The sequence below is a fragment of the Helicobacter sp. MIT 05-5293 genome (assembly GCF_000765665.2).
In the GTDB taxonomy this organism is placed as follows: Bacteria; Campylobacterota; Campylobacteria; order Campylobacterales; family Helicobacteraceae; genus Helicobacter_C.
In genome coordinates this window covers 631461-651549 of the sequence record NZ_JROZ02000001.1, presented here as the reverse complement: position 1 = coordinate 651549, position 20089 = coordinate 631461, and the positions used below count along the sequence as shown (strand labels likewise).

Genomic DNA, 20089 nt, shown 5'->3' with positions numbered 1-20089 from the left:
AATCTCGAGCTAAAAATGATAATCTTTAAAGAAACTTTATATTTCAGAATCTAAAGGACAAATCATGGCGTATTGCTTATTTGTGATTGTAATGCTTTTGATTTATTGGCGACCTTTTAATATCCCACTTTGGGCTGTTAGCACACTGGGTGCGGGTATTGCGCTTATGCTTGGAATCGTAAGTGTGGGCGATGTCTGGTTTGTGTGGGGAATGGTCTGGGATTCAACTTTGGTTTTAGTCGGGCTTATTGTTTTAACGCTTGCAATGGAGCGCATTGGATTTTTTGCCTATTTGGCACATAAGATTATAATTTTTGCAGCAGAAAAGAGGGAAAAGAATCGTTTTTCTAGGCAATATGATTTAGATTCTACGCAAGACTTATTACAAATCCCATGTAAAAGCGCGAAACTCTTTGTCTTTTTAGTATTTTTTGGAGCATTTTTGGCAACATTTCTAGCAAACGATGGTGCAATTTTAGTTCTAACCCCGCTGATGTTTGCTCTGTTTCCCTATAAAAACGAGAGTATTTATACACCTTTAATCTTGTTTTTGCTTTTTATGAGTTTTATTAGCGACTTTGCCTCAAATCTCTTTGTGCTTTCAAATCTTACCAATATTTTAACCGCTTCTGTTTTTGGGATTTCGTTTGTTGATTTTGTGCGCTTTATGGCTTTGCCACAGCTTTTTGCGATTCTCTCATCGTTATTGATTTTTTGGGTAGTTTTGGGCAAAAAGTTGCCTGAAACACTCATGATGACAAGCAATTTTAAAGCAGATTCTATTAGCAATTTTGGTATTTTCTTTTGTTTTTTGCTGTTAATTTTATTGCCAATTTTTGCGATTGTTGGGGCATATTTTAAAATCCCACTTTCTCTTTTTGTCGGGGTTTGTGCGATTTTAGCTTTGGGCTATGGGGTAAAAATCCAAAAAATTATGCTATTTTCTTTGCTTAAAGATTCTCCTTTTAGTGTGGTGGTTTTTAGTGTTGGATTATTTGTGGTTGTGTTTGGGTTAAAGAATGCAGGTTTGCTAGATGATATACGTATTTGGATTATAGATATAACGACACTCGGAAAGGAAATGAGCCTTTTGTGTATTGGGTTTTTAAGTGCGCTAGGGAGTAGCCTTATCAATAACTTACCTATGGTCATGTTGGGTGATTTAGCTTTGAAAGATAACCATGATTTGTCGTTCGTTTTTGCGCATTTGCTGGGTTGTAATATTGGCGCAAAGCTTACCCCCATTGGTTCGCTTGCGACACTTTTGTGGCTTGCAAACCTTAGGCGATATGGGGTGAAGATTCCACTTTTTAAATTTCTAAAACTCGCTTTTGTCTTTAGTGTGGTTGTGCTTTTTTGTGCGATTTTGGGGTTAGTTTTGAGTGTGGCATTAATGGATTTTGATTAGCCCAATTTTATGATTAGATTGTTATTTTGTTTTAAAAACGCTTCACCCTACAAAAAATAAAGGAAAACCTTTATTGTTAAACCTGCATTCAATGTTTCGCATAAGACAACCTTATCAGTTTGGATACTTACAACTTCGGTGCAAGAAGTAGGAGCTCCTGCAACATTATGAGGGTGAAATCTAGAATCCTTGCGATATTTAAGTCTTCAAGTGCCATCACCCCCTACATTGTTTATACCCAAAAAGTCTTTAGTGCTAGATTATAAAAGAATCTTGCTCTTGAGGATACGCGCTCTAAGCTATTATTTCTAAAAAAAATATGAAGCATAAAATCCTTTGGCAGATGAGATTATCGTTTAATATAATTTTGTGTAAAAGGTAACAGATATTGTAAGCCACTACAATGGATATAACCTTCATAGAGTTTAAGTTGTGAGGGAGATTCTAAGAAAGTTTGGGAATAAGTAGAGATAATCTCTCTGACACTATCTCTTATATCATAATACTCCATTAATTCTTCGAATGTTTTTTCATTTGTGCCTACACTTTTTTTATCAGGCATTTTTAATACCCATACTTTAGCCCAATTATTGGATTCTATATTCCATACTAAGATGAGATTTTGTTTTTCTTTTTCATAATAGGATTTTTGAGCTAAATAATATGTGCTTAACTCTTCATATACAAAGCTAAATGGTGTTTCATCTCCCCAACCATTTTCTTCTTGGAGTTTTTGGAATTTAGGTTCAAGGAGGGCATAACTAAACTCTTGTGAGAAGAGTTGTGCAATAATCTTTCCTTCTTTGGTATCGGGTTTATCACGGAGATTTACAATAAAATCATTAATGTTTGTCATTGTAGTTGCTAATGCAGCAGTAGGGAGAGGGGTGAAGAGGTCTTTGTAGGTGATGAGTCTGTCAGTAGCAAGGTCATATCCAAGTGGTTCTTCTTCAATAATATTTAAAGCTGTATTTGTTGGTAAAATTTGATAGGATTTAATAATACCAAGACAAAGCGCAATAAATATCATTCCCCCTGTATCCTCGCTTGGTTGTAAATATTTATCATAATGGGGAAAGGTAATTGTTTTGCTAAAATTTGTCTGCGAAATGCCTTGATATGGATACCAATGTGCAATATACCATTCAAACTCTATTTCCATAGGCACAAACACACTTCCAAATCGTGAATTAAAGAATCTCTCTTGTTGGGATTGACTTAAATCACTTTGAGAGAGGATTTCCTTTACAAGGTCATAGTTAAATTATAAGGAGGATTGATTTCTTTTAATTCTCTATCTAATTCATTTTTGGCTATTTTTTTAGAAAAATCCTTAGCATACAATATAGCATAATACATAGAATTACCCTCTTCTGGAAAAAAGATTAAATCAATGTTTTTATTATAATTTATATCAAAAGCCCAAGAGATTCTAAGTTGCCTTTGAGTTTAAGAGTGTCGCCTCTTAATTTTTCTCTATAATCTTTAACAAGATAGCTCTCTTCAGTATCCGGAATTAGATATAACGACTGCATAGTTCCCCCTTTATTTTTATAAAATTCATCACTCAAATTAAAATCATTTGCAAAAGCTAAAGCAATGAAAAATAGTAAGTATTGTTTCATCTTACTCTATCGCTCTTAATCCATAGCTTAATAAATTCGCCATTTTGACGCTTATAGGCAACAAAGCTAAATTCTCCTTTATTTTGCAAGAGATTGATTTTATCTTTTGGAATTAAAAATAAATCATTGATTTTACACTTTTCATCGGGAGCAGAATAAAAGTAAGCTCTTTCTTTTGAATTTGCACCAATGATTTCATTTTGCATTAGAAAATCCACATTTAAATACTTATATTGATTTTGCAAAGCTGAAGTTTGAGCAAAATTACAATATTTCAAGCAGTCATTGAATTTATTTGCTAGATTCTGATTTATAACCAATTCTTTCTCTTGCATACTATCTTTAAGTGTTTGCGTCTTTATATCATATTCAAACCAAGTGATAGTGCCTGTGCCTTGAAATTCTTTGTTATTTTTATCTCCCCAATCAAAAAATAGTTTTACTAGAATCTTATCATTATTCCAAGTATCAAATTCAAATGAGATATATTCCTTTACCCATTGTATATTTTTATCCCCTCTATAAGTTTCAAATTCATAATTGCTCGTTTTTGCAATTTTAGTAAAAATCTCTACACATTGCGGATTTGGTTGTGTAAGATTTTCAGAAAAATAGATTCTTGTTTCTTTGGGATTTTGAGCAAAAGTCGAAATTAAAGATAATATAAAAACAATAAAGACTCTTTTCATTTTTTATCTCCTACAATTTCATCAACTATTCGGGCTTTAATCGGCTCAATAGCTTTTTTATATGCTTCTTGTGCTTGCGTTTGCACTGAGTGCCATCTTGCCCAATTTCCATTATGCTTATTGATATAATAAGCTTTATATGCCATTCCTGCTAAAACTGAAGGCATTACTATAAATTGCTTCTTTCTATCCTTAACTTGAGCGTTTCCTCCTTGCTCACTTAATCCCCTTACCTTCATAAGCCGACCATATTCCTATTGGTTTATAGTTTGGATTTTGGTCAAAGAATTTACTATCCCAACCATAATAGGGAGCATTGCCAAATGCTTCCATACCACCTGTTCCTGTATGTTTATATTGTCCTGAATCAAAATGTGCTGTTTCGCTTCTATACATTTTTTCAATAATTCTTGCCATTTCTTCCCCATATTTATGATAAATAATCTTTAAAGCTTCTTTTGCATCATCTAAGGTATAAAGCCTTTCGTTCTTCTGCTCTATTTTTTTGCTTTCTTCCTTAAACTTATTGATTATCCTTACTTCTACATCTCTTGCGATAAATTCTTTTATATCTTGTTCATCGTTATTAATAGTGTTATTCTTTAATAAATTTGCTAAAATTTCCCTCATTGTCTCGCCGTTTATGATATTTAACGCAATTTTATCCCCAATCAACAAACAACCAGCGGAATGCTTTGGAGATTTTCCATTATGAATTAAAATCTCCCTACCTTTACCTATAAACCCATTATGAAGTTTTAAAACATTTGTGAATATGTTTCCTCTATGCCAAGTTGTATTATATCTTCCCTCTGGGATTCTAAGCTTAATTTCTCCTCCTATACTATCATGTCCATTTCTTTCTAAGATATAGGCATAAGGATTATTTGTAGGTAGGTTATTTGGATTATAATATTCATATTGCTTTGTTTTCTCTCCTATGATATTGCCATTATTGCCTATTTCTACGCCATATATTTCATTCACCATCACTCCAAGCTTGTGGATAGCAGTCTTTAGAAATGCAAACAAGTTCTATCCATTCAGATTCTGTTGTAAGCCTAGTGATGCCACCAATACTGACGAAATTCCATATTTTACCAGCAAATTTTACCTTGCCTTTGTAGGTGCAACCAGCACCACCAAAATAATGCAAACTCCACACAACAATATGTTTTTTCAAATATTGTTCCATTTGTTTTGAGTCTTTTGGTAGAGATTGCGTATTTTTGCAATATTCCAATGCTTCTTGATTGCTCAAACCGCTATTTTTCCAATTTATTTCGGTATCCACTTCTAGCACTTCTATAGGTTGAATCTCCCACAAATGCGCATAAGGTGGAATCGGATTGGCAAAGATAATATTGCAACACAAAAGCCAAATTAATTTAATTTTTCTCATACAAATCTTTTGCTTCTCCTCTAGTTTTTGCGGTGAAATATCATCGTGCTCATAAATATCATTATTTGTGAGATTATATTCTTTTTTGAGGATTTCTATCAGGTTTTTAATAGAATCTTTTTGTGCTCGTGTAGGAATGTCCCAACTAGCGGTATAAGAAGTAATTTGTGGGTATTTCTTATCAATAGGCATTTTTGTAAGTTATTTGCTTTCCCCACCACTTCTATACCAATAGATTGACTCATTTTAGCAGATTCTAGATTATTTTTCTCACATAGCTCTTTATAAGTTAAAACTCCTGAATCTATAAGAAGCTCTTTCATTCTGCTATAATAAGCGAGATCAAAAATTGTATGTCTAGGCGTGATAAGGCAATTCAATAAGAAATTTGGCTTCTTCTACATGGTCTTCTACCGAACTTATACCACAAATTGATGTTATTCTATTTAAGTATGTCTTCTGTAGTAAGAATGTTTTCATCAGCCTTTATGATTCTATCTGCTTCATGAAATGAAAAATTGCTCGTAAGGTCTTTTAGACTTAAGCCATACTCATTAAATAAATAATTCAGTATAGAAAAGTCATTATCATTTTCCCCTCAAATCAAAGCTGCCTTGAGTATGATAGGATAAGGATCAAGCAATGGAGACTTAACTATTATGCTGTTCTCATCAACTTGTCTTTATTTTTTATATTTGAAAATCTTCTCTCCGTAGCAGTTTATCTCTGCAGAATAATCTTTTAAAATATCCTTTACCTTAGCTAAGTCATTATCATCTATAGCTTCAAGCACTTCATTTTCTATTTTGTCTGCTTCTTTAAAGCTCAATGCTTTCATCTCTTCTCTTGTTTTCATTGTGTCTCCTACAATCGTTTTTTTTTTTTTGAATCCTTGCGAGAAATGTATCAAAACAAGCTTCGTGTAGCAATTAATCCCACCAAAAATACCATACTGACGAGTATTTGAGCATTGTTTTGTATTCTTGCAGATTCTCACAACTTTGCAAAATATCTGGGTTAAAAATAAGATGTTCTCTTGCTAACTGACTTAAAGTCTGCTCATCAGAGATAAAGTCCTCTTTTTTTGAGGGAAGTATCATACATTGCCACTCACAATAGCTCACAACCGCAGGATAGAATCTCTTACTCCATTCCTTAAAAATCGCAGCTTGCAAACTCGGCGCAGGACATTCATTAAAATCACCCATAGGCACATAACATGCAAGCTCGTATGGCTCACGGGCAGGGATTTGTGCCAAAATCAAATCTTGATGCTCATCTTCACGAAAAATGATTAACTCCTGCAAACCTTTGCTTTGATTGTTTGTCGCGGGGCTTTGCAAATCAGATTCTAGCTCTTGCACAAATGCTCGCTCTTCCTCTCCCCAAATCTCTATCAAATCTTGAGCAAGAAATGCTCTCGCCTCATTTTCAAGGCTTTGAATACGCGCTACCTCTTTACGCACGGCTATAAGAGAATCTGCAAGGCTTACTTTGTGTTCCTCAAGGAAAGATTCTAGGCTTTCGACAAGGTATGAGCTAGGGATAATCAAAAGCGGGAGTGAATAATCCTCGCCTGCCTCTCTTGCTTTTGCTACTTTTTCAAGCTCTTCTGTCATTCGTTTCATAAGGCTTTCACTCGTGTATGTGCCACCTTTAATCACTTCACAAGGACATTGCAAAAAATCCATAATAAAACGAATAGATTCATAATCCCTTGTATTGCTCTGATTATTTTTATTGGCAAAAATATTTTTAATAACTTCTAAAAATTTCATAGCACTCCTCCAAACACAAACATTCTATCAAAAAAAAAAAAAAACGATTTTGAAACACAAACTCTATAATCTGAAAAAGGATAAAAGGAGTAAAAATAAAAACACAAAAAGATTTAAGAATCTAAAGAAATCTTAGCGGGAACAAGCCTTTGCAAAATCGCAAGGGCTTATTTTAGTGTAAGGTTATCCACCTATCTGACAAATAATCAAAATTAAGCGAATTTCTTTTTATTGGCATCATCAAGAATATTTTTCGCAATATCATTGACATTTTTACTGATGCCATTTGTTGCGTTTGCCACTTCGACATTTTCATTTGTAACTTCTTCTAGTTGGGCGATCGCTTCGTTGATTTGAGAGATGCCTTGGCTTTGTTCTCGGATAGATTCACTCATCTCATTGACACTTTGGACAAGCACATTGACATTTGCTTCAATCTCTCCAAGTGATTTACCTGTGCGTTCGGCGAGTTTGCGCACTTCATCAGCAACGACTGCAAAACCTCGTCCATGCTCCCCTGCACGCGCCGCTTCAATGGCTGCATTAAGCGCAAGGAGATTTGTTTGGTCTGCAATGTCTTTAATCACACCCACAATACCCTTAATATCTTCTGCTTGTCTTGTAGTATCACTTGTTTTATTACTGACATTTTGCATAGATGAAGTGATTTCTTCTACTGCAACAGCAGATTGTTGAAGTGAATTTGCTTGAGTTTGTGAGCCTTCAAGGAGTTTTTGCATTGATTTTTCAAGCTCTGAAGATTGCGCGGAAAGATCTTGAGCAAAATTTGAAGTAGAAGTAAGCATTTCTCGAATCTCTTCTCCCAAAGTATTAGTAATTGTTTCTACACTGCCTTGAGCATTTTTGACTTCTGTCGTAAAGTCTAATGCTTTGTAAGATTCAAAAACGCGGTGAATCTCATTCATATCACTTCCGATTTTTCTTTGCAATACATCAAGCATATTATTTAATACATCTTTAAGCTCTGCAAGTTGTGGATTAGCAGGTTGTTTGACAATTCTTGCAGTCAAATCGCCATTTTCAATACACTTGGCTGTCTGTGCAGATTGCTCAATTGCTTCTTCATCGACTTTTAGAGAATCTTGTGTGCGCTTGATATTATCATTGATCAATTTACCCATAATGCCTAACTCATCGTTAGCGCGGATTTTCACAAAATGCACTTCTTTACTCTCATGATTGAGAAATTTAAAGAACGAATCAAGTGTCCCGACAAGCACAGGCAGACGATTCCCAATATTTCTTTTAACATACACATAGACCAACAACATAGCAAGAATGACAAATATCAAAGAAATACCCGCAATGATCATTTCTAAACGATACAAAGGCGCAAGCACAGAATCTTCTGGAGCGATGACTGCAAAGGAGAAGTTTGCAGAGCCACTTGAGGTAGAAAAGCTATTTGCAGCAGCATAACTATCTACACCCGCAAGAGTTCTGTATCTTACCACGCTTGATTTATTTGCCTTAATAGTTTCGTCCAATTCTCGAACTCCGGGGTGTTTATTAATATCAGATAAACGTTTCAATAAAATATCTTTATTGTTATTTGCGATGATATTTCCTTCAGAATCAAAAAATACTTTCAACTCACCATCAAAAACGCTTTCTGCTCTGTTATTTATAAAATCTAATATAGTATGTTCAGTATTAAGGATAAATCCCACTACCCCAACAAGCTGTTTGCGACTATCAAATAAAGGAAGTGTGAGTGAAAAACCTATAAATTCATCTTCTTCTATTTTAATTTTAGTCGCTTTTCCAAAAAAGACTTCATTGCTTCCGTATTTACCTTCCTTGAGTGCATTTTGCACAGCCATAAGATCTTGCACTAGAGAATCTGAAGGTTTTTTATGCACGACACCACCCTTTGTATGTGTATCAGTGTCATAAAGTAGCGTTACAAATTTACCGCTTGGCGTTAGATTCTTAGAGTCATTTTTAAAATGTGCGGGAGGATTGACAAGATACAGAAATGCGTAATCCGCATACAATGAACTATCAAAGACGCCTTCCAATACACTTACTGTCCTTGCCAAACTCATTTGTTCAGGATCTACGGTCTCAAAAACATAATTCAATACCGATGCACCTGCTTGTGTGATAGTAATGAGCTCTTCTAAAATACCTTGGACATATTCGCCATCTCCTTCTGCCGCCTTTGAAATAATACTTCTCGCATCGCGTTCCATATTCTCTCTGACCATACTTGTAATGATGATAGCAAGGATAAAAATACCAGCAATAAACATTAATCCGATTGCCATAACCAGCTTAGTTTGCAATTTCAAATCTTTCATGATTAAACACCTCCTTTTTATACCTGAAAGACAAAATAAATCAAAAATGCTTATTTTATTTAAAAAATCTTTGACTTAGTTTAAAAATTAAATTAATTTTTTAATTTTATTTTTTAATAATTTATTATAATTTTTAATGATTTGCAGTCTAAATGAATATTAAGATTTGAATCAAATTTCAAGTTTGAGCCTAGACTTCTCTAGTCTAAGCTCATTAAAATCTAAGGATTCCAAATAGTCTTAAGCGTGATTGAGACCTTGTCGCTATTCATCATTGAGCCTTGAATATCAAAATCCTTGATATTAATCTCACTGGTAAGATTGATAGTGGGATTAGCCTGAAGATTCTCTATGATACTTTCAAACACGATTGGTTGGCTGATGCCATGCAAAGTCAGATTCCCTATCACTTGTCCCTTAATACTCTCTTGTGTGCGGCTTTGCTCTTGATAGTCTGTCATTATAAATTCACCTTTAGCAAATCTCGCCTCATCGAGAAAATCACTCTCCAAAAGGTGTTTATCACGCTTTTGACTATCAGTAAAAACAGATTTGATGATAATTTCACCCTTTAAACGCTTAATCACATCACCTTCTAAAGTCAGATTCCCACTAGATTGCTTAAAAACACCTTCTACGCTCATCACACCAAATTTTTTCACTTTGAATCCAATATGAGAACGCGAATCTAAAGTATAATCTTTAGCAAAGCCAAGCCCGACACACAAGCACAACGCTATTATCATTTTTACAGATACTTTTATCATAACAAACTCCTTATTAATTAGTCTTTTTTAGATTTAATAGATTCAAAAACCCTTAATAGCAAGCTATGCAAAGTCTTGATTTGATCTTGATTGAGCGCACTTTGCAACAAATCCTCTTGCGTTTTTAACATCAAGGCAAAAGTTTTTTGACACACTTCCGCGCCTCTTTGGGTGAGACAAATCAGATTTTCCTTGCGGTTTTTAGGATTCTTAAATCGATACACGAGACCCTTTTGCTCCAAATCATCAATCAAAAAGCGAACATAATTTTTATCCACTTTTACAAGACGACACAAACGCACTTGACAACAAGGCTCTTGATAGCACCGCCACAGAATCCCCGCTTGTTGATAATTCAAATTGTAAGTGCGAATACCCTCATCAAAAGTCGAAGAAATCCAATCCCGCATTTGTGTTGCTAAAAATCCGATACACTCGCAAATATCAGGGTTGATTGACACATCTTGCGAATTTTTGCTTTTCATTTGACCTTGCTCCTTGTAAAATTTGCATTGAACATTTACGCAAAGACTTGAGGCGAGCCTTCACTCCTTTATTGTTCTCTCTCAAGTTGTTTTTAGCCTTATGCTAGTGTTGCTCTTTAGACTGATAAGCCCACTCCAAGTTTTGCGTGATGCCATTTAAAATTAAATAGCATTTTTAAGGATAGTAATAAAAAATGACTATCCTTAAAAAGTATTATAATAAAACCAAATTTTAAAGTCAAGGAAATGCAAGCAAAATCATCAGGAGAGATTAAATAAACTAATGATACAATCCCAGTTTTATCCACAAATACCTAAAATACAGAGGAATAAAATGCAAAAACTTAAGACAATCAAACGCCAACGATACAAATGGAATATCGCAATATGTTGGCACATCTTCACGCATTTATCAAATCTCTTGACTAAATCCAGACAAATAATTACAACGGGGGGGGGGGCATAATCCACCGCTGATTGTTACACTGACTTCATTTCCTGCAAGAATCCGTTTCGTCAAATACACACTCTTATCAATGTTTTATCAAGACACAAAGCCCGATAAGATTCTTCTTTATCTCTCTTCTCAAGAATTTCCTAAGCAAAAATCCAGCTTGCCTTTGAGTTTAAGAATCTTTGAATCCCTCTCTTTGATTGAAATCCACTTCGTAGAGCCAAATTATAAAGCTTACAAAAAGCTTATTTATGCCCTTGCTGATTATCCCGATGCGATTTTAGTAACCATAGATGATGACCAATTCTATGACGCTACTATGCTTACTTTATTGCTTGATTCTTATTATAAATACCCACAGGCTATTCATTGTCATTGTGCAGACGCAAAATTACTCAACAAACTACTACACACTTATATTGAGCTTCGTGAAGATTTGCCATTTCTCGCAGGGATTCCTATCGGCGTAGGAGGCATACTCTATCCTCCACACTCTTTACACCCAGATATTTTTCTCCATGAGGTTTTCACATCAATCGCTCCTATTGGTGATGATTTGTGGTTTTTTGCAATGAGTGTGAAAAACCATACTCCCAAAGTCCTTGTCAAAAACGCCTCTTATCACCCCAAACTTCAAGTGGTAGCATGGGAAGAAACGCCCAACCTTTGGGACACAAATATCACACAAAATTCTCCTCAACTTGAAGCCATTTTCCAAACCTATCCAGAGATCAAAACCCTACTTTTAGAAAGCATTACTACTCCAAATATTCCTCCAAAAACATAACATAAAAGAATTTTAATAAATTTTGAGTATAATCCTAAGATTCTCTAAAGACTTAGTTCAAGAAAACTTTATAAGGATTATCAATGAAAGGCATTATTTTAGCAGGGGGAAGCGGGACGCGACTTTATCCAAGCACGATTGCACTTTGCAAACAGCTTTTGCCTATCTATGATAAACCGATGATTTATTATCCTTTGTCTGTGCTGATGTTGGCTCAAATCCGCGAGATTCTATTGATTTCTACACCCAAAGACACACCGAGATTCAAAGAAATTTTTGGCAATGGCGATTGGCTAGGAATCAAGCTTGATTATTGTATCCAAGAGAAGCCCGAAGGCTTAGCGCAAGGGCTAAGTTTAGCAGAATCTTTTGTACAAAATGATGAGATTGCCCTAATTTTGGGCGATAATATCTTCTATGGGCAAGGATTTACGCCTATGCTAGAATCTGCAAAAGACAATGCCCAAAAAGGCTTTGCCACGCTCTTTACCTATCGCGTCAATGAACCCCAACATTTCGGTGTGGCAGAGATTGATACAGAAGGCAATGTGCTAAGCTTAGAAGAAAAGCCTTTAGAGCCCAAAAGCCACTATATCGCCACGGGGCTATATTTCTATGACAATCAAGCCGTTGAGATTGCAAAAAATCTCGCTCCTAGCCCACGCGGAGAATATGAGATTACCGATGTGAATATCGCCTATCTCAAAATGGGCAAACTCAAAGCCCAAATGCTAGGGAGAGGCTTTGCGTGGCTTGATACTGGCACACATGATAGTCTCATTGATGCGGGGACTTTTGTGCAAACGATTGAATTGCGGCAAGGCTATAAAATCGCGTGTTTGGAAGAGATTGCCTATCATAACGGCTGGATTAGCGAAGCGCAGCTCTTAGACAGGGTAGATAAACTAAGCAAAAGCGGCTATGGAGCGTATCTCAAAAATCTTTTAGATTCTAAAGAGCCTAGTTTTAGGGGATATTACCGATGAAAAATATCTTAATCACCGGCGGGGCAGGATTCATCGGGAGCAACTTTATCCTTTATTTTTTGGAAAAATACCCGCATTATCACCTTATCAATGTGGATTCTCTGACTTACGCTGGGGATTTAGAGAATCTTAAAGGTGTGGAGCAATACCCGCATTATACCTTTGTGCAAGGGGATATTTGTGATGAATCCCTTATGCGTGAGATTTTCGCAAAATACTGCATTGAGGGCGTCATTCACTTTGCCGCAGAATCCCATGTGGATAATTCTATCGCTAATCCCTCTGCTTTTGTCCAAACTAATGTCAATGGCACTTTTAACCTCCTCCACAGCGCGTATTTGAGCTGGTTTGACGCACCAAGTAAGCCTAAAATTGGCAAAGAACATTGCGTTTTTCACCATATCAGCACTGATGAAGTCTTTGGCTCACTCGGTGAAAGTGGGTATTTTAGTGAATCTACTCCTTATGCGCCAAACTCCCCCTATTCTGCTTCTAAAGCGTCAAGTGATATGTTGGTTCGGAGCTATCATCACACTTATGGGCTAAAGACTTTTATCACGAATTGTTCGAATAATTATGGTCCAAAGCAGCACGATGAAAAGCTTATCCCCACGATTATTAGGAATGCACTACAAAACAAGGAGATTCCTATCTATGGTGATGGCAAAAATATCCGCGATTGGCTTTTCGTAAAAGATCATTGCCGCGCGATTGATGCGGTTTTTCATTCTTGCTATTTTGGGGAGACTTTCAATATCGGCGGAAACAACGAAAAAAACAATATCGAGATTGCGAGGCTCATTTGCGAGATTTTAGACAAAAAACTGCCTAAAGAGAAAAGTTATGCAGAGCAGATTGCCTTTGTGCAAGACCGCGCGGGACATGACAGACGCTATGCGATAGATATGAGCAAACTCACCAAAACCTTTGGCTTTGCGCCAAGTGATTTTGCGACCAATCTCACACAAACGATTCAATTCTATATCACTAAATACTGCGGGGGGGGGGGATAGAATAATCTTTTCTTGTCTTTTATCACTCCTTTTGCCCTTCAAATCTCATCAAAAGGAGTTCAGATGAAAGTCAATCATTTTAATTCAAGTGAAAAGATTTTGCGCTACACAAACAAAATCGATTATTTTCTCAACGCACACAAAACACTTATCGTAACCGAGCTTGATTTAACCAACAAATGCAACCATCGTTGTCCGGGCTGCTGTGGGCATAATGAAAACAATGCCGAGCTAAGCAAAGACCAAATCACAACCATTGTAGAGAATCTTAAAGCTATGGATAATAAAGGTGTGATTCTATCTGGTGGTGGAGAACCGACTTTGAGTCTTCATTTTGGCTATGCTGTGGAAAGTTTGAAACGCGCAGGAATGAATATCGGGCTTAATTCCAATGGCGGATTACTCAATGAAGAAAAATGTCATATCATCGCAAAGAATCTAGAGTATTTTAGAATCTCACTTGATGCAGGAAGTGCGCTAATGTATGAGAAAATCCATGGTATGAAACCTCATCATTTTGAAAAAACACTAGAGAATATCGCAATGTTTGCAAAAATAAAGACAGAGCTAGATTCACAGACAAGCTTTGGCATAGGCTTTTTGACAAGCAAAGAAACGCAAGAAGATATGGAAAAATTTGTGCTTATCATTAAAGAGATTGCAAAAAAGCATAAAGGGATTAATTTCGTGCAGTTTCGTCCCTTTATCGGGGATACTTTTGATATTTCACCGATTTTAGAGAATCTAAAGGCAAAGTATGAAGAGGAAGATTTTAAGATTCTCGCGAGTTTTCAAAAATACAACGAAATGGCAAACATTACTCATCGTGGCTATGATAAATGTCATGGAATGTTTTTTAGCACCGTGATTAGTGCGGATTTTAAAGTCTGGGCATGTTTGCATTTCAGACAAAGTGCAAAACATTTTTTAGGAGATTTAAAAGAGCAAAGTCTAGAGGAGATTTGGAGGGGTGCGAGAATCAAAGAGGTGTATCAAAGCATTGATTGTCAAAAATGCCCTATTTTATGTCGCAATGATAGTTTTAATAAAACTTTGGATAAACTTTCACTTGATATTATCAATAGTGAGTTTTTATAAAACAAATTTAAAGCAGCGGTTTCAAAATTTTGAATAGTAAAATTAATGGCAAATCTAAAGGTTTCATAAACTTTAATACAATAAAATAATTTAAAAAGAATCTGACTAAAAATCATTAAGGAAATCAACCAAGAGGAGTAAATAAAGTGAATTATAAGCTGATTAATTTTGATTTTTTTAATGATAAAGATTCTGTGCTTGTCGCGTTGCAAAAAGATGCAAATTGCCCTTTTGAGATTAAAAGAGTCTTTTATATCTTTGATGTCCCCCAAAATGGCATAAGGGGCAACCACGCCAATAGAGATTCTGCATTTTTGCTTGTCGCTTTAAATGGGAGCTGCAAAATCAAAGTCGATGATGCCACAACACAAGAGACTTTCACGCTCAACAACCCAAGACAGGGGCTTTATTTGGGTAAAATGCTGTGGAAGCAAATGTATGATTTCTCGAAAGATTGCGTTTTGCTCGTGCTTAGCGATTGCTATTACAACAAACAAGAATATATCAATGATTACGATGAATTTTGCGCGGTAATGCTGCGGGGGGGGGGGATAGATTATTATTTGCCCCTTGTGGCTTAAGGGTGGCATAGTATGGATTACAGAATCTTACCCTTGCACGCCTTTAGTGATAAAAGGGGGAGTTTGGTCGCCTTAGAATCGTGTAAAAATGTGCCTTTTGAGATAAAGCGTGTGTATTATATCTTTGACACTTCGCCAGAATTTGACAGAGGCGGACACGCACATACGAATCTTGAGCAGCTTATGCTATGCTTGGCGGGTTCTTGCGAGTTTGTTTTAGACGATGGCAAATGTAAGGAAAAAGTGATTTTAGATTCTCCCAAAGTGGGGCTATACATCGGTAAAAATATATGGAGAGAAATGAAAAATTTTTCTCGTGATTGTAGGTTGGTAGTTTTGGCGAGTGATTACTATGATGAGAATGAGTATATCAGAAGCTATGAAGAGTTTTTAAAAATGATAGGAGAAAGTAATGAATAATTATAAAATTGTGCAATTAACCTGTGGCTTGGGCAATCAAATGTTCCAATACGCCTTTGCTAAAAGCCTAAGCAAACATTTAGATTCTACAATCTTGCTTGATAAAGCATGGTTTAAAGATTATCCCGACAAATACGCTTTGGAGATTTTTAATCTTGATTTGGAGTTTGCAACACCCTCACAGATTCAAAAAGCAACAAAAAGGCAAACGAGATTGCCTCGATTCTTGCGTAAATTGCTAAAAAAAGAAAAATATGCCATTACAACAAGCGGGGCTTTTGAATTCCATGAAGCGTATCTTAAACCTAATTCATGGAAATATTTTATCGGTTTTTTCCAACACCCAAAATATCTAGAAGGCATTGAAGCAGAGATTAAACAAATATTTACCCCCCCCCCCCATATACCAATGATGATTCTGTCAAGGAAAGATTAGCAAAAATTACAAAAGCTACAAACAGCGTTTTTATCCATATAAGAAGAGGTGATTATTGCAAACTCTCATGGTGCTTAGAAATGGATTATTATCAAAAAGCAGTGCGTTATATACAAGAGCGTGTAGAGAATCCGACATTTTTTGTCTTTGGTGCTACGGATAATGACTTTATCCACAAGCTAGATTTGGGTGTGAATTTTGAGAATCTCGGAGAATCACACATCACAGCAGATAATCAACATCACGATATGTTTCTTATGAGTGCGTGTAAATATGGTATTATCGCAAATAGCACTTATAGCTGGTGGGGTGCTTATCTAGGCAGACAAAAGGATATTGTGATTGCACCAAGCAGTTGGATACCGGTTGAGGGGAGTTATCAAATCATTCCCAAAGAATGGATAAAGATAGAATCTACCAAAAACCCGCATATTATCCCTCCTATGCAACCAAAAGATAATCCACACAAAAAACCTCCCTACTCTCCTAAGAGATTCTTTAAAAATCTCCGTTATCTCGCACGATACGACATAAAAGAAATGTATCACAATCAACGCAATTATCAATTCTCACCCCAAATAGCAGAAAATTTCGCGGCAATGTTGCGTGATGAAATCAAAAATGATTGGGATATTATCACTCCACCAAAGATAAAAAATGAATTTGAGACTTTGCAAGAATTGATAGACACACAAAAAAGCTTTATCCGTTTTGGCGATGGAGAATATATGATAATGAATGGAGAAGATATTGGATTCCAAAAATACAATGAAAACTTGGCACGAAACCTACAAGAAATCATCGTATCAAACGATGAGAATCTCCTCATCGGCATTGGCAATCTTTGGTTTTCTGTACCCGATAAAAATTTTAGAGCGGGGAGCTACAAATACACTTGGGCTTTGGGCGAATACGCAAATATCACTCGATACTTGACAAAGGGCAAAATCTATGGCTCAACTAATGTCTCTCAAGTATATGCTGCATATAAAGAATACGATTTTGAGCGACATTTTAAGATGTTGCGACAAATTTTTGAAAACAAAAAAGTCGTGCTAGTCTGCGGAGATAGGGTGCTGAAAAATATCCAATATAACCTTTTTGAATCTTATGAAATAGAGATGATATTTGGACCCACTAGAGATGCCTACAATGCGCTTGATGAGCTAAAAACAGAATGCCTCAAGAAAAGCAAAGATTGTATATTAATTTTTGCTTTGGGTCCTGCAGGTAAGGCTTTAGCTTATGAAATGTTTAAAAAGGGTTATAGGGTGCTGGATTTGGGACATGCGATTAAGGATTATGACGCGTATAAACGCAATATCCCGATGACAAATGAAGAAATGGTGAAATTTTTTGCTCCGGATTAATCCTATACAACCTATTACTTTTTATGCTAAAATGCGCAAAATCAACGAAAAGGAAAAGCAGTGAAAGACTATAAAATCGTGCAACTTAGAGGCGGACTAGGCAATCAAATGTTTCAATACGCCTTTGCTAAAAGCCTAAGCAAACATTTAGATTCTACAATCTTGCTTGATAAGACATTCTTTGAAGAACAGCATACTAAAAGATTGTATGCTTTGAATATTTTTAATATTGATTTAGATTTTGCGACAAAAGAGCAAATCCAAAACGCCAAAAAAAGACTGACGAGACTGCCCGGATTTTTTCGGAAATTATTTAAAAAAAGAAAAAACGCTATTGCAAAAAGCGAAACTTGGGTTTTTTATGAAGAATACCTTAAATCCAATGCCCATAAATATTTTATCGGTTTTTTCCAACACCCAAAATATCTAGAAGGCATTGAAGCAGAGATTAAACAAATATTTACCCCCCCCCCCCGATTATTTAAATGATGACTTTGTCAAAGAGCGTTTAGAGAAAATCCACAAAACCAAAAACAGCGTTTTTATCCATATAAGAAGAGGTGATTATTGTAGTCTCTCATGGCAATTAGAAATAGATTATTATCAAAAGGCAATAGCCTATATACAAGAGCGTGTAGAGAATCCGACATTTTTTGTCTTTGGAGCGACAGATGCTGATTTTGTAGAAAAACTAGACTTAGGTGTGCATTTTGAGAATCTTGGACAAAAAGATGTAACGCAGGATAATCACTATTATGATATGTTTCTTATGAGTGCGTGTAAATATGGCATTATCGCAAATAGCACTTATAGCTGGTGGGGTGCTTATCTAGGCAGACAAAAGGATATTGTGATTGCACCAGCAAAGTGGATTTCCCTCTACAAAGAAAGCCCTCAAATTATCCCTAAGGAATGGGTAAAGGTGGAATCAGCAACTAAGAAAAACCCTAATGATAAATGAGGCAAATTTCGCCTCTAATCAAATCCCCCAAATCAACGACGATTCAGACTTTCCCAAACCTCACTTTAAGCAATGGCATTATACTTTTATGATAAAATTACAAAAAATATAAAAGGAAACTTATGCAAAAAGCTTTGGATTTATTTCTTAGACAAAAGAGATTTGATCTAATTTTTAAATATTTATATGTTAAATATCCTCATAATAACTTTATAAAACAAGCTTATTTAGAAAATATTAGAGCCTTTAATGATTTTTATGAAGATGATCCTAGCTATAAATGTCCAAAAGAATCTCCACAAGATTTTTTGAATAGTTTTGATAAATTGATTCTATCTATAAAAGACAATAATTTTATTGCAACAAATAATCAAATTCCAATTGGCAAAAACAATGAAATTTCAGATGGGGCACATAGATTAGCGATTTGTGCATTTTTAGATTTAAATATAGAAACAAAAGAAGATGACTCTGATGAATTATATGACTTTATATTTTTTAGAAAAAATAATATGAGCAAAGATATTATGGATTATGGTGCTTTAGAATATGTCAAGCTACATCCTCACGCATATATTGTAAATCTACACTCAATTACTGATAGGGATAAAGACGAGGAAGTGTATAGGCTACTTGAAACCTATGGTTTTGTTTTTTACCAAAAAGATGTTCAACTTAGTTTTAATGGTTATGTCAATTTGAAAAAAATTTCTTATGGCTCTTTTTGGAATCAAGAATCTTGGATAGGTGATACTCATAATAAATTTGCTGGAGCTCAAGAACACGCTAGACTTTCTATGGGTCAGAATCCAATGAGAGTATATATTTTTGTATGCGATGAGTTTGAGAAAGTTGTAAAAGCAAAACAAGAAATTAGAAATTTATTTGGCATAGGCAATTATAGCGTGCATATCAATGATACAAAAGAAGAGGCTATTGCACTAGCTCAAATATATTTTAATCAAAATTCCTTAGATATGATAAATTACAGATCATTTAAATACGAATCAAGCAAGATTGATAGTTTAATACAGAGACTAATGTCTCTTGCGAAAGAGAAAACAATAAATATTGATAATATATGTGGAAGTGGTAGCACACCGCTAAATGTTTATGGTTTGCGAGAAAGTAGTGATTTAGACTTTTTGTGCTGCGATGAAAATAATGATAATTTTAATATACAGGAAGAAGATCTCTCTAATCACGATAGTGAATTAATCTACTATCCATATCCCAAAGATGAGATAATCAATAATCCAAAATTTCACTTTTATTACAAAGGAATGAAATTTATTAGCCTAGATATTTTATACCAAATGAAGAAAAAAAGAAATGAAAAGCCAAAAGACATTAAAGATTGCAAACTAATTCAGCATGCTAAAAAGAATCGAAGATTGCGAGGTGATTTTAAACTCATACAAAAAAATAAAATTGGTAACAAAAGAGAAATTATATTATTTGGGGTTTTAAAATTCTGTTATACTAAAAACAAAAATAAAGGATAA

General features: G+C 35.2%; 23 protein-coding genes. 12 read left to right on the top strand and 11 right to left on the bottom strand.

All coding sequences use genetic code 11. From position 1 onward, the window contains the following. Positions 1-64 precede the first annotated feature (64 nt). On the top strand, positions 65-1408 hold the full coding sequence (locus LS68_RS03335) for an arsenic transporter (RefSeq protein WP_034369179.1): 1344 nt from the start codon (positions 65-67) through the stop codon (positions 1406-1408). Between the two features lie 349 nt (positions 1409-1757). On the opposite strand, the gene LS68_RS03330 is transcribed toward LS68_RS03335, so the two are convergent. The 11 genes from LS68_RS03330 to LS68_RS03290 form a co-directional block, all read right to left on the bottom strand. After that, on the bottom strand, positions 1758-2570 hold the full coding sequence (locus tag LS68_RS03330) for a hypothetical protein (protein ID WP_138090947.1): 813 nt from the start codon (positions 2568-2570) through the stop codon (positions 1758-1760). A gap of 247 nt (positions 2571-2817) precedes the next feature. After that, the gene (locus LS68_RS09895) at positions 2818-2943 is read right to left on the bottom strand and encodes a hypothetical protein (RefSeq protein ID WP_277872294.1); all 126 of its coding nucleotides are present in this window, start codon (positions 2941-2943) and stop codon (positions 2818-2820) included. Between the two features lie 86 nt (positions 2944-3029). Further along, positions 3030-3722: a hypothetical protein gene (locus LS68_RS03325; protein ID WP_034369172.1), complete on the bottom strand. Its 693-nt coding sequence runs from the start codon at positions 3720-3722 to the stop codon at positions 3030-3032. Beyond that, the gene (locus tag LS68_RS09560) at positions 3719-3889 is read right to left on the bottom strand and encodes a hypothetical protein (protein ID WP_158621816.1); all 171 of its coding nucleotides are present in this window, start codon (positions 3887-3889) and stop codon (positions 3719-3721) included. Before LS68_RS09560 ends, LS68_RS03325 begins: the two co-directional genes overlap by 4 nt. Before the next feature lie 49 nt (positions 3890-3938). Next, positions 3939-4709, bottom strand: a complete 771-nt coding sequence (locus tag LS68_RS03320) for a DUF5675 family protein (RefSeq protein WP_034369166.1) — start codon at positions 4707-4709, stop codon at positions 3939-3941. Further along, complete coding sequence (locus tag LS68_RS03315; protein ID WP_241993659.1) at positions 4702-5316, bottom strand: hypothetical protein; 615 nt, start codon at positions 5314-5316, stop codon at positions 4702-4704. Before LS68_RS03315 ends, LS68_RS03320 begins: the two co-directional genes overlap by 8 nt. Positions 5317-5806: 490 nt before the next feature. After that, positions 5807-5980: a hypothetical protein gene (locus LS68_RS09555; protein WP_158621815.1), complete on the bottom strand. Its 174-nt coding sequence runs from the start codon at positions 5978-5980 to the stop codon at positions 5807-5809. 73 nt (positions 5981-6053) lie between these two features. Next, positions 6054-6902 carry a DUF4253 domain-containing protein gene (locus LS68_RS03305; protein ID WP_034371833.1) on the bottom strand — a complete coding sequence of 283 codons (849 nt, stop codon included), beginning with the start codon at positions 6900-6902 and terminating at the stop codon, positions 6054-6056. 212 nt (positions 6903-7114) lie between these two features. Beyond that, on the bottom strand, positions 7115-9226 hold the full coding sequence (locus LS68_RS09890) for a methyl-accepting chemotaxis protein (RefSeq protein WP_138090945.1): 2112 nt from the start codon (positions 9224-9226) through the stop codon (positions 7115-7117). Positions 9227-9447: 221 nt separating this feature from the next. Further along, complete coding sequence (locus tag LS68_RS03295) at positions 9448-9993, bottom strand: YceI family protein (RefSeq protein WP_034371503.1); 546 nt, start codon at positions 9991-9993, stop codon at positions 9448-9450. Between the two features lie 17 nt (positions 9994-10010). Next, positions 10011-10478 carry a MarR family transcriptional regulator gene (locus tag LS68_RS03290; RefSeq protein ID WP_052100341.1) on the bottom strand — a complete coding sequence of 156 codons (468 nt, stop codon included), beginning with the start codon at positions 10476-10478 and terminating at the stop codon, positions 10011-10013. Between the two features lie 536 nt (positions 10479-11014). Here LS68_RS03290 and LS68_RS03285 point away from each other — a divergent pair. From LS68_RS03285 to LS68_RS03235, 11 genes are all read left to right on the top strand, one after another. Next, complete coding sequence (locus LS68_RS03285; protein ID WP_052100339.1) at positions 11015-11719, top strand: hypothetical protein; 705 nt, start codon at positions 11015-11017, stop codon at positions 11717-11719. 83 nt (positions 11720-11802) lie between these two features. Next, complete coding sequence (gene rfbA, locus LS68_RS03280; RefSeq protein ID WP_034371495.1) at positions 11803-12705, top strand: glucose-1-phosphate thymidylyltransferase RfbA; 903 nt, start codon at positions 11803-11805, stop codon at positions 12703-12705. Continuing rightward, positions 12702-13718 (top strand): dTDP-glucose 4,6-dehydratase, encoded by a 1017-nt coding sequence (rfbB, locus tag LS68_RS03275; protein WP_034371492.1) that lies wholly within the window; start codon positions 12702-12704, stop codon positions 13716-13718. Before rfbA ends, rfbB begins: the two co-directional genes overlap by 4 nt. A 63-nt stretch (positions 13719-13781) precedes the next feature. Then, positions 13782-14816 carry a radical SAM protein gene (locus LS68_RS03270; protein ID WP_034371489.1) on the top strand — a complete coding sequence of 345 codons (1035 nt, stop codon included), beginning with the start codon at positions 13782-13784 and terminating at the stop codon, positions 14814-14816. 146 nt (positions 14817-14962) lie between these two features. Next, positions 14963-15397 (top strand): FdtA/QdtA family cupin domain-containing protein, encoded by a 435-nt coding sequence (locus tag LS68_RS03265; protein ID WP_138090942.1) that lies wholly within the window; start codon positions 14963-14965, stop codon positions 15395-15397. A 12-nt stretch (positions 15398-15409) separates the two neighbouring features. Further along, positions 15410-15817 carry an FdtA/QdtA family cupin domain-containing protein gene (locus LS68_RS03260; RefSeq protein WP_034371483.1) on the top strand — a complete coding sequence of 136 codons (408 nt, stop codon included), beginning with the start codon at positions 15410-15412 and terminating at the stop codon, positions 15815-15817. After that, positions 15810-16253: an alpha-1,2-fucosyltransferase gene (locus LS68_RS03255; protein WP_138090939.1), complete on the top strand. Its 444-nt coding sequence runs from the start codon at positions 15810-15812 to the stop codon at positions 16251-16253. Before LS68_RS03260 ends, LS68_RS03255 begins: the two co-directional genes overlap by 8 nt. Continuing rightward, entirely contained in the window at positions 16202-17623 is a 1422-nt protein-coding gene (locus LS68_RS03250; protein WP_347232418.1) for a GT-D fold domain-containing glycosyltransferase, read from the top strand. Before LS68_RS03255 ends, LS68_RS03250 begins: the two co-directional genes overlap by 52 nt. Positions 17624-17683: 60 nt before the next feature. Continuing rightward, positions 17684-18112, top strand: a complete 429-nt coding sequence (locus LS68_RS03245) for an alpha-1,2-fucosyltransferase (RefSeq protein ID WP_138090933.1) — start codon at positions 17684-17686, stop codon at positions 18110-18112. Then, a complete protein-coding gene (locus tag LS68_RS03240; protein WP_241993658.1) occupies positions 18060-18584 on the top strand; it encodes an alpha-1,2-fucosyltransferase in 525 nt (174 codons plus the stop codon). The genes LS68_RS03245 and LS68_RS03240 overlap by 53 nt, the downstream gene beginning before the upstream one ends. 122 nt (positions 18585-18706) lie before the next feature. Next, positions 18707-20089 (top strand): hypothetical protein, encoded by a 1383-nt coding sequence (locus LS68_RS03235; protein WP_034369592.1) that lies wholly within the window; start codon positions 18707-18709, stop codon positions 20087-20089.